12 protein-coding genes are annotated in these 14,258 nt (G+C 62.0%); 9 read left to right on the top strand and 3 right to left on the bottom strand.

The window, feature by feature from the left end; all coding sequences use genetic code 11:
* Window positions 1–518 precede the first annotated feature (518 nt).
* Together BB029_RS09905 and BB029_RS09900 are read left to right on the top strand one after the other, a co-directional pair.
* On the top strand, window positions 519–1,244 hold the full coding sequence (locus tag BB029_RS09905; RefSeq protein ID WP_065939076.1) for a response regulator: 726 nt from the start codon (window positions 519–521) through the stop codon (window positions 1,242–1,244).
* On the top strand, window positions 1,241–2,851 hold the full coding sequence (locus tag BB029_RS09900; RefSeq protein ID WP_065939075.1) for an ATP-binding protein: 1,611 nt from the start codon (window positions 1,241–1,243) through the stop codon (window positions 2,849–2,851). The genes BB029_RS09905 and BB029_RS09900 overlap by 4 nt, the downstream gene beginning before the upstream one ends.
* A gap of 10 nt (window positions 2,852–2,861) precedes the next feature.
* On the opposite strand, the gene BB029_RS09895 is transcribed toward BB029_RS09900, so the two are convergent.
* Window positions 2,862–3,578: a 4'-phosphopantetheinyl transferase gene (locus BB029_RS09895; protein WP_065939074.1), complete on the bottom strand. Its 717-nt coding sequence runs from the start codon at window positions 3,576–3,578 to the stop codon at window positions 2,862–2,864.
* A gap of 136 nt (window positions 3,579–3,714) precedes the next feature.
* On the opposite strand from BB029_RS09895, the gene BB029_RS09890 reads away from it, so the two are divergent.
* The 3 genes from BB029_RS09890 to BB029_RS09880 are packed head-to-tail and all read left to right on the top strand — an operon-like array spanning window position 3,715 to window position 6,062.
* Window positions 3,715–4,023 (top strand): hypothetical protein, encoded by a 309-nt coding sequence (locus BB029_RS09890; RefSeq protein WP_065939073.1) that lies wholly within the window; start codon window positions 3,715–3,717, stop codon window positions 4,021–4,023.
* Window positions 4,024–4,041: 18 nt separating this feature from the next.
* The gene (locus BB029_RS09885) at window positions 4,042–4,719 is read left to right on the top strand and encodes a response regulator (RefSeq protein WP_065939072.1); all 678 of its coding nucleotides are present in this window, start codon (window positions 4,042–4,044) and stop codon (window positions 4,717–4,719) included.
* Entirely contained in the window at window positions 4,716–6,062 is a 1,347-nt protein-coding gene (locus tag BB029_RS09880) for an ATP-binding protein (protein ID WP_065939071.1), read from the top strand. The genes BB029_RS09885 and BB029_RS09880 overlap by 4 nt, the downstream gene beginning before the upstream one ends.
* Window positions 6,063–6,113: 51 nt before the next feature.
* On the opposite strand, the gene BB029_RS09875 is transcribed toward BB029_RS09880, so the two are convergent.
* Window positions 6,114–7,112: an AraC family transcriptional regulator gene (locus tag BB029_RS09875; protein WP_065939070.1), complete on the bottom strand. Its 999-nt coding sequence runs from the start codon at window positions 7,110–7,112 to the stop codon at window positions 6,114–6,116.
* Between the two features lie 27 nt (window positions 7,113–7,139).
* Here BB029_RS09875 and BB029_RS33180 point away from each other — a divergent pair, with 27 nt between their 5' ends.
* The 4 genes from BB029_RS33180 (at window position 7,140) to BB029_RS09860 (ending at window position 10,528) form a co-directional block, all read left to right on the top strand.
* On the top strand, window positions 7,140–7,277 hold the full coding sequence (locus BB029_RS33180) for a hypothetical protein (RefSeq protein WP_168166802.1): 138 nt from the start codon (window positions 7,140–7,142) through the stop codon (window positions 7,275–7,277).
* 174 nt (window positions 7,278–7,451) lie between these two features.
* Window positions 7,452–8,783: a dicarboxylate/amino acid:cation symporter gene (locus tag BB029_RS09870; protein ID WP_065939069.1), complete on the top strand. Its 1,332-nt coding sequence runs from the start codon at window positions 7,452–7,454 to the stop codon at window positions 8,781–8,783.
* 171 nt (window positions 8,784–8,954) lie between these two features.
* On the top strand, window positions 8,955–9,941 hold the full coding sequence (locus BB029_RS09865; protein WP_065939068.1) for an XdhC family protein: 987 nt from the start codon (window positions 8,955–8,957) through the stop codon (window positions 9,939–9,941).
* Complete coding sequence (locus BB029_RS09860; protein WP_065939067.1) at window positions 9,941–10,528, top strand: NTP transferase domain-containing protein; 588 nt, start codon at window positions 9,941–9,943, stop codon at window positions 10,526–10,528. The genes BB029_RS09865 and BB029_RS09860 overlap by 1 nt, the downstream gene beginning before the upstream one ends.
* A gap of 83 nt (window positions 10,529–10,611) precedes the next feature.
* Here the strand turns inward: BB029_RS09860 and rne are convergent, their stop codons facing one another.
* Window positions 10,612–13,803: a ribonuclease E gene (gene rne / locus BB029_RS09855; RefSeq protein ID WP_083236363.1), complete on the bottom strand. Its 3,192-nt coding sequence runs from the start codon at window positions 13,801–13,803 to the stop codon at window positions 10,612–10,614.
* Window positions 13,804–14,258: the final 455 nt, after the last annotated feature.

The raw sequence follows: 14,258 nt of genomic DNA, 5'->3' as shown, positions 1-14,258 counted from the left end.
CAACACCCGTACCGTTTTCCGCTGTTGGAGCTTGAAAACGGCTGCCATCCGCTTGAGCGGTTTGGGCTTTCAAAAAATGCTTGGATTAGACCCAGCAGGAGCAAGAAAGGGCTTGAGTTTCTTGTCTGATTTGTGTTGGGTCTTTTCGCTGAAAACCCTACATGTAGGGTTTTTTTTGCGCCGAGCTACAAGATAATGCGTTTTGGGGGGCTTAGCAACGCACTACCTGTGGATAACGTTGTGAGTAAAATGTGTATGAAACGTGGAACGCCCGTGTAGGCCGCAGCGCTGCTGGATTCGGCCGTTTGTCACTGAATATTCCAAGTTGAAAACAGCCGGTTGGATTTTTGAGGGCGCGAACCCTATCACAGAAAAGCGCGATCACCGAATGGATTTCCCGGCTTGTGCGAGAGGGCTTGGGCATGGCTACAATCGGCCTCTGTTATGCCCTCAAAACATTACAAATAAGGTGTGGCCTGCTCGGCCAACGCATCCCTTTATAACAACGAGGATCACCCGTGGAGCAAGAAGCCTGGCACATCCTGATCGTCGAGGACGACGAGCGACTCGCCGAGTTGACCCGCGATTACCTGGAGAGCAACGGCCTGCGGGTTTCTGTGGAAGGTGATGGCGCCCTGGCTGCGGCGCGGATTATCGCCGAGCAACCGGACCTGGTGATTCTCGACCTGATGCTGCCCGGCGAAGACGGTCTGAGCATTTGCCGCAAAGTGCGCGAACGCTACGACGGCGTGATCCTGATGCTCACCGCCCGCACCGACGACATGGACCAGGTGCTCGGCCTGGACATGGGCGCCGACGACTACGTGTGCAAACCCGTGCGCCCGCGCCTGTTGCTCGCGCGTATCCAGGCCCTGTTGCGCCGCAGTGAGCCGGCGGAACCCGCCAGCGTGGAAAGCCAGCGCCGCCTGCAATTCGGCCCGCTGCTGGTGGACAACGCCCTTCGCGAAGCCTGGCTGCAGGGTGAAGGTATCGAGTTGACCAGTGCCGAGTTCGACCTGCTGTGGCTGCTGGTGGCGAATGCCGGGCGCATCCTGTCCCGTGAAGAAATCTTTATCGCCCTGCGCGGCATCGGCTACGACGGCCAGGACCGCTCCATTGATGTACGCATCTCACGGATTCGCCCGAAAATCGGCGATGACCCGATCCACCCACGGCTGATCAAGACCATCCGCAGCAAAGGCTATCTGTTCGTCCCTGAAGCCGCTGCCGATATGCCGTTGTGAACTCGATCTTCCTGCGTATCTATGGCGGCATGTGCGCGGCGCTGATTCTGGTGGCGCTGCTCGGCGTGCTGGCCCTGCACCTGCTCAACGAGGTGCGCAGTGGCCAGTACCGCGAGCGCCTGGCCCACGGCACCTTTGCCTTGATGGGCGACAACCTGCAGCCCATGAGCACCATCGAGCGCCAGCGCGCCCTGGCCGTGTGGGAGCGTTTGCTCGGTATTCCCCTGGAATTACGCAGCCTCACCGATGCCCAGTTGGACCTCAGCCAGCGCACCCGCCTGCAACGCGGCCAGGTGCTGGTGGAGCAGACCGGCCCCCATGCCGCCCGGGTGCTGCGCCTGGTCAGCGATAAGGAACAGTGGGTGCTGACGGGCGAGGTGCAGCAGATCAGCGAGCAACTGGCCCGCGCGACCATTTACCTGCTGGCCGACGAACTGGTGCGCTTCCCCGTGGCCGAGCAGCCGCAACGGCTGGCGGATATAAAGGAAGCCAAGGACTTTGGTTTCGAAATGCACCTGATGACCCTGGATCAGGCCGACATGGACGACGACCAACGCCGCCGCGTATCGGAGGGCGATACGGTCATGGCCCTGGGCAAGGGCGGCGATTCGATCCGCGTGTTTGCCGGCATGGTCGGCACGCCCTGGGTGCTGGAGCTTGGCCCGCTGTACCAGATGAGCCCGTACCCGGCGCAATGGCTGGTCCTGATCGCGTTGATCGGCCTGACCCTGATCGGCCTGATTGTCTATCTATTGGTGCGTCAGCTTGAGCGCCGGCTCCGAGGCCTGGAAGCCGCCGCCACGCGCATCGCCAAAGGCAATCTCGAGGTGCGTGTGCCGGCGCGGGGTGCCGACTCGGTGGGGCGCCTGGCGGCGGCCTTTAATGGCATGGCCGAGCACCTGCAGCAACTGCTGGCAATCCAGCGCGAACTGGTGCGCGCGGTGTCCCATGAACTGCGCACGCCGGTGGCACGCCTGCGCTTCGGCCTGGAGATGATCGGCGACGCCGCCACGCCTGAAGCGCGGCGCAAGTACCTGGAAGGCATGGACAGTGATATCCAGGACCTCGACGGCCTGGTGGATGAAATGCTCACTTACGCAAGGCTTGAGCAGGGTGCGCCGGCGTTGATTTTCCAACGGGTCGACCTCGATGCGCTGCTTGACCAGGTAATCGGCGAATTATCGCCACTGCGCCCGCAGGTGAGCGTGGCCAGGGGGATTTGCCTGTCGTCGGCACATTGGGACGACGCTTGGGTCGATGCCGAGCCGCGCTACTTGCACCGCGCCCTGCAAAACCTGGTGAGCAACGCAATGCGCCACGCCCAGGGCCAGGTGCTGATCAGTTATCAAGTGGGCCAGGTGCGCTGTCGCATAGATGTGGAAGACGACGGGCCCGGCGTACCGGAAAGTGCCTGGGAGCGTATCTTCACGCCGTTCCTGCGCCTGGATGACAGCCGCACCCGTGCCTCGGGCGGGCATGGCCTGGGGTTGTCGATTGTGCGGCGCATCATTTATTGGCACGGCGGCAGGGCGTTGATCAGCAAAAGCAATAATTTGGGCGGAGCGTGTTTCAGCTTGAGTTGGCCCAGGGATCAAGATAAACCCTGATGTCGGTCTATCAAGCGGCGATGGCAACCAGGCTCAACAACTGCCCCTCATTCAACGCAAACTGCGCGGTAAGTTCCTTGCCGTGGCACCACTCGCTGGACAGGTCTGTGAGCAAGCGCAAGCGCACATGCCCGGCCTCTGACCACTCCACCACCTCGGCATGTTCAAAATAGAAGCGCTTCTGCACGATCGGGTAGAGTGCCTTGAACAAACTCTCCTTGACCGAAAACGTCAGCGTCACCAGCAAGGCGATCTGCGCTCGCGGCACATCAGCCATACGCTGCAGCTCTTGCACCGTCAGAATTTCCCCGGCCAGGCGCTCCGCCCGTTCCAGGCTCAGCAGGTTCTCCAGGTCCATCCCCAACCCGCGCCATTGCGCCTTGTGCCCGACAATCGCGGCGGCATGCCCGGTGCTGTGGGTAATGGAACCGCTGATATGGGCGGGCCACACCGGTGCGCGGTCTTCGCCGATCGCCGGGATGCAGTTGATCTGATCGAGCTGTTGCAGGGCTGCGCGCGCGCACAGGCGGCCGGCGAGAAACTCGGCCTGTCGCTTGGCCACCGAGCGCTGGATGCTCGCCGGCGGCGGCACGGCGCAGTGCTGGAAGTCGCCAGGTGCCAGCAATGCGGGATCGAACCGGGTGCTGAGAAACACCGTGCCCGGCAAGGGGGCGGGTAGCGGCCAATGGGCGTCGAGTGGGGTGCAGCAAGCGGGTAGGGGCGTCATGGGCGGTATTTTGCCGAGTTGATGGGCAAGAGGATAGCCCGCCGTGATTCAGGCGAGGTTCAGAGCCTGTTCAGGGGGAGTTCAGGGGCGCCTGCGTAGTCTGGCCTCACAGCCAAACGCGCAATGAGGTAACACCATGACTGCGATCAAGAAGCTGATGTTGGCCTTAACCATGCTCAGTGCCACTGTCGGGGTTCAGGCCTCCGATGGTGCCTTTGCCGCATTCGGCCGTGAGAAAACCAAGAAATCCAGCATCCTGATGCAGCGCGTCAGCATCGAAGATGCTGGCAGTCAGCCCACGCCCTGGGGCCAGTCCCTGGGCCAGGCCACCCCGCAGCCGAGCTATCGCGCCGGCTATGAACACCTGACCGGCCGGTTCAACGGCATTAAACTGCGCCCGCAAGACCTGCAGGGCCGCTATGATATCCCTCTGTCGGACAGTTGATTTGCTTTGGAGAGCCTTATGAAATTGCTGGTGGTGGAAGATGAGGCGCTGCTGCGTCATCACCTGTTTACCCGCCTGACCGACAGCGGCCACGTGGTCGAGGCCGTGCCCAATGCCGAAGAGGCCCTGTACCAGACCGGTCAATTCAACCATGACCTGGCGATCATCGACCTGGGCCTGCCCGGCATGGGCGGCCTGGACCTGATCCGCCAACTGCGCAGCCAGGCCAAGACCTTTCCGATCCTGATCCTCACTGCGCGTGGCAACTGGCAGGACAAGGTCGAAGGCCTGGCCGCCGGCGCCGACGACTATGTGGTCAAGCCGTTCCAGTTCGAAGAGCTGGAGGCGCGGATGAACGCCTTGCTGCGCCGCTCCAGCGGGTTTACCCAGTCGACCATCGTTGCCGGGCCCTTGCTGCTGGACCTCAATCGCAAGCAGGCGTCCCTCGATGAACAGCCCCTGGCATTGACCGCCTATGAATATCGCATCCTCGAATACCTGATGCGCCATCACCAGCAGGTCGTCGCCAAGGACCGCCTGATGGAGCAGCTCTACCCCGACGACGATGAACGCGATCCGAATGTGATTGAAGTGCTGGTCGGCCGCCTGCGCCGCAAGCTGGAAGGCCCGGCGGGGTTCAAGCCGATCGACACCGTGCGTGGCCTGGGCTACCTGTTCAATGAGCGCTGCCGTTGATTCGCTCGCTTCGTGTGCGCTTGATGCTGGCGGCCGCCACCCTGGCCGTGCTGTTTATGCTGGGCCTGTTGCCCGCCATGCAGGGCGCGTTCAGCCTGGCATTGCAGGATTCCATCGAGCAGCGCCTGGCGTCGGACGTCACCACACTGATCTCTGCCGCGCGGGTGGAAAACAATCGCCTGCTGATGCCGGCGCAGTTGCCGGATGAACGCTTCAACCTCACCGATAGCCGGTTGCTCGGCTATATCTATGACCGCGAAGGCCACCTGGTGTGGCGTTCGCGGGCCACCCGGGACGAAAACATCAACTACAAGCCGCGCTATGACGGGCGCGGCAATGAGTTCGCGCGGATTCGCGAGGCCGACGGGCAGGAATTCTTCGTCTATGACGTCGAGGTCAGGCTGCTCGGCGGCAAGAGTGCGGCGTTCAGTATCGTGGCCCTGCAACCGGTGCGCGAATACCAATTGACCCTCGAAGGCCTGCGCGAAAACCTCTACCTGGGCTTTGGCGCGGCACTCCTGGTGCTGCTGACCTTGCTGTGGCTGGGCCTGACCTGGGGCCTGCAGGCCCTGCGGCGATTGAGCCAGGAGCTTGACCAGATCGAGGGCGGCACCCGCGAAAGCCTCTCCGAACAACACCCGCGCGAATTGCTGCGTCTCACCGGTTCCCTTAACCGTCTGCTGCACAGCGAGCGCGAACAACGGGCACGTTACCGCGACTCCCTCGATGACCTGGCCCATAGCCTGAAAACGCCGCTCGCCGTGTTGCAAAGCGTGAGCGAAGACATGGCGCAACGTCCGGAAGATCGCGACCAGGCCTGGGTGCTGCAATCCCAGATCGAACGCATGAGCCAGCAGATCGGCTACCAGTTGCAGCGTGCCAGCCTGCGCAAAAGCGGCCTGGTGCGCCATCAGGTGCGCCTGGAGCCGGTAGTGCAAAGCCTCTGCGATACCCTGGGCAAGGTCTACCGCGACAAGGGCGTCACGGTGTCCTTTGAACTGCCGGACGAATGCGATGTACCGATCGAGAAGGGCGCCCTGCTTGAATTGCTCGGCAACCTGCTGGAAAACGCCTATCGGTTGTGCCTGAGTGAAGTGCGCGTCAGCCTGGTGGAAAATTCCGAAGGGCTCGAGTTGTGCATCGAGGACGACGGCCCCGGAGTGCCACCGGACCAGCGTGCACGGATCCTGCAACGGGGCGAGCGCCTGGACCGTCAGCATCCGGGGCAGGGGATCGGGTTGGCGGTGGTCAAGGACATCATAGAAAGCTACGGCGCGCGATTGACCCTGGGGGATTCGCCGCTGGGTGGTGCGGCGTTCAAGATTCACTTTCCGGCCTTGTGAACGGTAGTGGCTGGGCTGGCCCCCGATGAGGCCCTCACACACGACGCAGCGCTAACTCTCCTGCGCCCGATAGGCCCCCGGTGTCAGCCCCGTCCACTTCTTGAACGCCCGATGAAACGCCGACGGTTCTGAGAACCCCAGCTGCTCGGCGATCGCCTGCAAGGACAAATCCGCCCGCCCCAGGTGGTAGATGGCGATGTCCCGCCGCAATTCATCCTTGAGCGCCTGAAAGCTGGTGCCTTCTTCGCGCAAGTGTCGGCGCAGGGTTTGCGGGCTGACGTGCAAGTGCTGGGCGACGGCTTCCAGGTCTGGCCAGGGCGTACGGTCGCGGCTCAACAAGCGCCGCAACTGGCTGCTCAAACTGTCGCCTTCATCCGGGCGTGACAGGAGGTCGGCGGGGGAGCGTTCGAGGAAATGCTTGAGGGTGCGCTCGTCCTGCAACAGCGGCAGGCTCAGGTAGCGGGCGGGAAACACCAGGCTGCTGTGCGGGGCACCGAACACCTGGGCGCAGGGGAACAGTAGGTCATATTCAGCGGCGTGGGTCGGCATCGGGTAGCTGAACGTAGCCTGGTGCAAACGAATGCGCTGGCCGATCAGCCAACTGCCCAGGCGGTGCCAGATCACCAGCGGGCATTCGCTGAGGAAGTGATCCGGGTCCCACAGGTGAGAATCATCCAGGCTCAGGCGGGCCATTTCGCCTTCTCGTGTCAGCTGCCAGCGCGGGCCTTGTGGGAATAGGCTATAAAATAATAAGCCGCGTTCCAGAGCCTTCTCCAGGGTGCGGCAGTGGATCAGCGCATGGCACATCATGGCGAAGGTGCCGCGTTTGCTCGGCCCGTCGGCGAACCCCAGGTACTCATCGTCCAGCGCCACCCAGAGCATTTGCAGCAGCCGGGTAAATTGCTCGGGTGCAATGCGGGCGCGGGGTTCGGTCAACAGTTCCGGGGTGATGCCCAGCTGTTGCAACAGCCCCGAATAGTCGTAACCGGCTCGACGCGCACCGCCCAGGGCTGCCCGGGCGTAATGGCTGGCGATGGTACGTTCACGCATGTGGGGCCCTCGTCCATGGAATGGCGGATGGTAGTCATCACCTGGCAGGGCGACAAGGCGGATATCCGCCAAATTGTAGGACGGGATTGGGCGGCGTGGCGGAAATCCGCCAGCCGATTCGGCACATTGGTGGCGGCTTTGAAATCCGCAGCCCTGATGTCTTAAGGCTCCCAGGGGTTTTCAGCAAAGTGGCACGGCGTTTGCGATAAGGATTACAGCGCAGGCCTGGTCCTACAGGCTTCGCAAACAACAAATCCCTCCAGTGCAGGAGGGTTCGCAATTCAAGTGTCGTGGGCAATGGCGGATATTTGCCACACGGGACGATTGAGGAATTTTGCAATGACGACTCGTCAGCCAATCTACAAATCCCTGTATTTCCAGGTGATCGTTGCAATCGTTATCGGTATTTTGCTCGGTCACTTCTACCCGCAGACCGGCGTGGCGCTCAAGCCACTGGGTGACGGCTTCATCAAGCTGATCAAAATGGTCATCGCCCCGATCATCTTCTGCACCGTTGTCAGCGGCATCGCCGGCATGCAAAGCATGAAATCGGTCGGCAAAACCGGCGGCTACGCGCTGCTGTACTTCGAAATCGTTTCTACCATCGCACTGCTGATCGGCCTGATCGTGGTGAACGTTGTGCAACCGGGCGCCGGCATGCACATCGACGTGGCAACCCTGGACGCCTCCAAAGTGGCGGCCTACGTCACTGCCGGTAAAGACCAGAGCATCGTTGGCTTTATCCTCAATGTGATCCCGAACACCATCGTCGGCGCCTTCGCCAACGGCGACATCCTGCAAGTGCTGATGTTCTCGGTGATCTTCGGTTTCGCCCTGCATCGCCTGGGTGCCTACGGCAAGCCGGTGCTGGACTTCATCGATCGCTTCGCCCACGTGATGTTCAACATCATCAACATGATCATGAAGCTCGCGCCAATCGGTGCCCTGGGCGCCATGGCGTTCACCATCGGTGCCTACGGTGTAGGTTCCCTGGTGCAGTTGGGCCAGTTGATGATCTGCTTCTACATCACCTGCCTGCTGTTCGTGCTGGTGGTGCTGGGTGGTATCTGCCGCGCTCACGGTTTCAGCGTGATCAAACTGATCCGTTACATCCGTGAAGAGCTGTTGATCGTACTGGGTACTTCTTCCTCCGAATCCGCACTGCCACGCATGCTGATCAAGATGGAGCGTCTGGGCGCGAAGAAATCCGTAGTCGGCCTGGTGATCCCGACCGGCTACTCGTTCAACCTCGACGGTACCTCGATCTACCTGACCATGGCGGCCGTGTTCATCGCCCAGGCGACTGACACACACATGGACATCACCCACCAGATCACCCTGCTGCTGGTGCTGCTGCTGTCCTCCAAAGGTGCTGCTGGCGTGACCGGCAGCGGCTTTATCGTACTGGCTGCCACCCTGTCGGCTGTCGGCCACCTGCCGGTTGCCGGCCTGGCGCTGATCCTGGGTATCGACCGCTTCATGTCTGAAGCCCGTGCACTGACCAACCTGGTGGGTAACGCCGTTGCTACCCTCGTTGTGGCCAAGTGGGTCAAGGAACTGGACACCGACAAGCTGCAAAGCGAGCTGGCATCCGGCGGTACCGGTATCTCTGAAACCCGCGAAGTCGATGACCTGGGCGTGGCCGAAGGCCCAGCCCCTGTGATCAAGTAAACCGCTGATGGCGTGAAATCCGCGCCGACCGCTATCCGCAAACGCCCCGACTGGTTCGGGGCGTTTGCGTTTGTGCGGGATTACTTTTTTGCAATATTTTCACTTAGAGTCAGCGACTGATGAAATTCGCGCTACGCGGCATGTTCCAAACGCAGACTGGCAGGAGGATATATGGACAGTGTTGATTTGAATGTCCTGCGCAGCGTGCTCGAATGGCGCCGCGCCGGGCAGCAGGTGGTGTTGTATAGCGTTGTCCAGACCTGGGGCAGCGCGCCGCGTCCACCGGGCGCCATGTTGGCGTTGCGGGGGGATGGCGTGGTGATCGGCTCGGTGTCCGGCGGTTGCATCGAGGACGACTTGATCGCCCGCTTGCAGGATGGTCGCCTGAGGCACGACGGGCCGGCGGTGCAGTTGGTGACCTACGGCGTGACGCGCGACGAGGCGGCGCGTTTCGGCCTGCCATGCGGCGGCACCTTGCGCTTGACCGAGGAGCGGGTGCAAGACTGGGCCTGGGTCGCGCAGTTGCTGGAGCGTTGCGAGGCGCATGAAATTGTCGCGCGGGAACTGGACCTGGTCTCCGGCGAAGTCACGTTGAGCAGTGCGAACAAGACCGATGTAGTCACCTTCGATGGCGAACGCCTGCGGGCTATCTATGGCCCGCGCTGGCGCCTGCTGTTGATCGGTGCCGGGCAACTGTCGCGCTACGTGGCGGAAATGGCGCGTCTGCTGGATTTCGAAGTACTGATATGCGATCCGCGTAGTGAGTTTGTCTACGGCTGGGAAGAGCAGCACGGTCGCTTCGTGCCGGGTATGCCTGATGAGGCGGTGCTGAACATCCAGACCGACGAGCGCACGGCCATTGTCTGTCTGACCCATGACCCGCGCCTTGACGATATGGCGTTGCTGACGGCGCTGAACTCCAGTGCCTTCTACATCGGTGCGCTGGGTTCGCGGGTCAATAGCCAGACGCGTCGCGAGAACCTGGCGGCGCTGGGATTGTCGACTGACGCGATTGCGCGTTTACATGGGCCGATTGGCCTGCATATCGGCAGCCATACGCCGGCGGAGATCGCCTTGTCGTTGATGGCGGAAATTGTCGCGATCAAGAACGGCGTGACGCCGATGCAGAAAAAGCCCCTGCCGGTGGTTGCTGAGTAATGGTGACGGCGATTGTCTTGGCGGCGGGGCAGGGCAGCCGGTTCCGAGCCGAGGCGGGGGCTGACCAGGATAAGTTGCTCGCCGATTGCGTGGGCCGTGATGGCGTGATGCGGCCGGTGATCGAGCAGGTATTGGTGAATTTGCCGGATCGCCTGGTGGCGCGCTGGCTGGTGACCACGCCGGATCGAACGGAGGTCATTCGGTTGGCCGAAGCGTATGGCTGCCAGGTCTTGCTGTTGCAGTCAGCCGGCATGGGCGAGAGCATCGCCGCAGCCGTCGCGGCCAGTGTCTCGGCGGATGGCTGGCTGGTGGTCTTGGGGGATATGCCGTTTATCCAATCATCGAGCATTGAACGGGTGATTGACGTGCTGGAGGAGGATGGCATCAGCGTGCCGGTGCAGGCGGGTGACTATGGGCATCCGGTGGCCTTTGGTCGTGCTTTTGGTCCGGACTTGATGGCGCTGACCGGGGATCGTGGAGGCAAGCCATTGTTCGCACGTGCCAGGGTGCGGGAAGTGCAGGTGGAAGATGCGGGTGTTCTGTGGGATGTGGATCTGCCGAAACGGTTAATTTTTAACCCAGACTAAATTTGATCTTCGTTGTTTTCGAGATGATCTATAAAAAAGCCCCGCCTGATCACTCAGGCGGGGCTTTTTAGTGGCTGATGGAATCAGGCGAGGGGTTTAGGCTCGTGTTCTTCTTCCAGGGCCTTGTGCTCTACCACTGCTTCAGCAGCAGCGTGCTCAACCACGGTTTCAGCAACCGGGGCCGGTGCCTCGACAGCTTCGACTACGGCTGGAGCGGCAGCAGCAGCGGCAGCAGCTGCCTCAGCTTCCTTGCGACGACGACGCACTTCACGTGGGTCGTTCGGCGCACGGCCGTTTTCGGTCAGGGCGCTGGCTGGTGCGGCTTCTACCACGGGTGCTTCGGCAATCACCGGTGCTTCAACAACCACGGGCGCAGGCTCGACAGCTGGCGCAGGCTCGGCGACCACTGCTTCGGCAACCGGCGCAGGCGCTTCTTCTACCACCGGTGCAGGCGCTGGTGCTTCAACCGGGGCGGCAGGTTCGGCAGTCCACTGGAACGCGGTCTGTTCTTCGCGAACTTCACGCACCGCCGGGGTCGCTTCTTCGATTACCGGGGCTTCAGCAGCCGCTTCAACCACTGGCTGAGGCTCAACCACCGGAGCGGCTTCAACGGCAACCACTTCGGTTTCTGGCTGGGCGTCGCGGGTCGGTGCCACTTCCACTTCCGGAACCACTGGGGCTTCGACAGGGGTAGTTGCTTCAACGACCGGTGCTTCAACCGCTGGGGTCTCGGCAACTGGCGCTTCAACGGCAACGGTTTCTTCGACAGCGGCAGTCGCGCGTTCAGCCTGTTCGTGAGCCTGGGCTTCAGCAGGTGCGCTGATCACCGAGCTGGCAACCGCTGCGGTAACGGCCAGGCCGGCAGCCAGTTCGGCACCGGTCGGTTCGTGGGTGGCGGCTTCTGCGTTCTCGCCGGCCTCTTCCGAGCCTTCGATCACATTGCCGTTGGCATCACGCTGACGCTCACGGCGGTTGCTGCGACGACGCTGGCCACGGGAGCGGCGGCGTGGACGATCGCCTTCGGCGTTGTCCTGGCCGTCTTCCTGCAATTGCTCTTCGCCGGTCAGTACTTCTTCTTCGCTGGCGGCAGCGGCTTGCTCGGCACGTGGTTGACGCTCTTCACGCGGTGGGCGCGGCTGGCGCTCTTCACGTGGTGCACGCTCTTCACGCGGCTGGCGAACTGGACGCTCTTCAGCGGCAGCGGCTGCAACACCTGCAACGGCAGGGGCGGCATCCAATGGCTCGCGCAGTTCACGCACGCGTTCTTCACGCTCGCCACGCGGCTTGCGATCTTCACGCGGCGCACGTGGGGTGCGTGGTGCGCGCTCTTCACGCGGTGCACGTTCTTCACGGGCTACGGCCGGGGTTTCTTCACGCGCTTCGCGAGGTGCGCGCTCTTCACGTGGTGCGCGTTCTTCGCGAGGCGCACGTTCTTCACGCGGCTTGCGCTCTTCGTCACGGCGACCGTTGCGGTTACGGCTCTGCTGGCGACCGTTGCGACGCTCTTCGTTGCGCGCTGGGCGTTCGGTCGCAGGTTTTTCAACCACAACCGGTGCTGCAGGCTCTTCCTTGGTGGCGAACAGGCTGACCAGCGACTTCACCAGGCCCTTGAACAGGCTCGGCTCAGGCAGGGCGGCCGGTGCGGCAACCGGGGCAGCGGCTTCAACCGGCACCGGTGCGTTGGCACGGGCTGGCGCGGTCTTCACGGCGGCTTCCTGGCGCACCAGAGTACGGGTCGCGGCGGCTGGCTGGACTTCTTCCACTTCGGCAGCGGCAGCAGCGATTTCGTAGCTGGACTGGCCGCTGTGGGCTTCCGGGCTGTCGTCACGCAGGCGCTGTACTTCGAAGTGCGGCGTCTCGAGGTGATCGTTCGGCAGGATCACGATACGAGCACGGGTGCGCAGTTCGATCTTGGTGATCGAGTTGCGTTTTTCGTTGAGCAGGAAGGCTGCGACCGGGATCGGCACTTGCGCGCGGACTTCGGCGGTGCGGTCTTTCAGGGCTTCTTCTTCGATCAGGCGCAGGATCGCCAGGGACAGCGATTCAACGTCACGGATGATGCCGGTGCCGTTGCAACGCGGGCAGACGATGCCGCTGCTCTCGCCCAGGGATGGACGCAGGCGCTGACGGGACATTTCCAGCAGGCCGAAGCGCGAGATACGGCCGACCTGTACGCGGGCGCGGTCGGCTTCCAGGCATTCGCGGACTTTCTCTTCCACGGCGCGCTGGTTCTTGGCGGGGGTCATGTCGATGAAGTCGATCACGATCAGGCCGCCGATGTCGCGCAGGCGCAGCTGGCGGGCGATTTCTTCAGCCGCTTCCAGGTTGGTCTGCAGGGCGGTTTCTTCGATGTCGCTACCCTTCGTGGCGCGCGCCGAGTTGATGTCGATGGACACCAGGGCTTCGGTCGGGTCGATCACGATGGAGCCGCCGGAAGGCAGTTCGACCACACGCTGGAAAGCGGTCTCGATCTGGCTTTCGATCTGGAAACGGTTGAACAGCGGCACGCTGTCTTCGTACAGCTTGATCTTGCTGGCGTACTGCGGCATCACCTGGCGGATGAAGGTCAGGGCTTCGTCCTGGGCTTCGACGCTGTCGATCAGCACTTCGCCGATGTCCTGGCGCAGGTAATCGCGGATGGCGCGGATGATCACGTTGCTTTCCTGGTAGATCAGGAACGGCGCGGAACGATCCAGGGAGGCTTCTTTGATGGCGGTCCACAGTTGCAGCAGGTAGTCGAGGTCCCACTGCATTTCTTCGCTGCTGCGGCCCAGGCCGGCAGTGCGCACGATCAGGCCCATGTCGGCCGGTGCGATCAGGCCGTTCAACGCTTCACGCAGTTCGTTGCGCTCTTCGCCTTCGATGCGACGGGAGATGCCGCCGGCACGCGGGTTGTTCGGCATCAGCACGAGGTAACGGCCGGCCAGGCTGATGAAGGTGGTCAGGGCGGCGCCCTTGTTGCCACGTTCTTCTTTTTCGACCTGAACGATGACTTCCTGGCCTTCGCTCAGGACGTCCTTGATGTTTACGCGGCCTTCGGGGGATTTCTTGAAGTATTCGCGGGAGATTTCTTTGAGGGGCAGGAAGCCGTGGCGCTCGGAGCCGAAATCGACAAAGGCAGCCTCAAGGCTTGGTTCGATGCGAGTAATACGGCCTTTATAGATGTTGGCCTTCTTTTGCTCGCGTGCACCGGATTCGATGTCCAGGTCGTAGAGGCGTTGGCCATCTACCAGTGCAACACGCAACTCTTCGGGTTGAGTTGCGTTAATCAGCATTCTTTTCATGTTGTACCGTCGGTTTCCGGGCTGCCGGAAACGGCGTTCGGCACACACGACTTCTCACGGTCGGTGTCAGGTGCGTCAAGAGTGGTTGGCCACTCCAGTGTCCAGCAAAATCGGCCAATTGGGCCGGTATCGCGACGGACGCGTCCTGCTTGTTAGCGGTGGTGACAAAGGCACCACTTCAACAAAAGCTAAGGTCAGGAGGAGGAATCAACCGGCGACTGTGGACGAGATGAAGCGTCTAAATATAAGCCTAGTGCTACACGGTCCGACGGTTGTGCATCTCCACCCTACACGTATCCCTGATAATTCGGGTGCTGCCGCGCGCAGAATCCGCAGCGGGTTGGCATTTACCGTGTTCTCCAATGGGGAGTCCACGCTCATGGCTAAACAAGACTGAATGTGGGCGACTGCGCTCACACTCAGCTCTTAACAGGCGTTGTTTCCGA

Source organism: Pseudomonas sp. S3E12, assembly GCF_001702295.1.
Taxonomy (GTDB): Bacteria; Pseudomonadota; Gammaproteobacteria; order Pseudomonadales; family Pseudomonadaceae; genus Aquipseudomonas; species Aquipseudomonas marginalis.
This window is presented reverse-complemented; position numbering and strand designations above follow the sequence as displayed.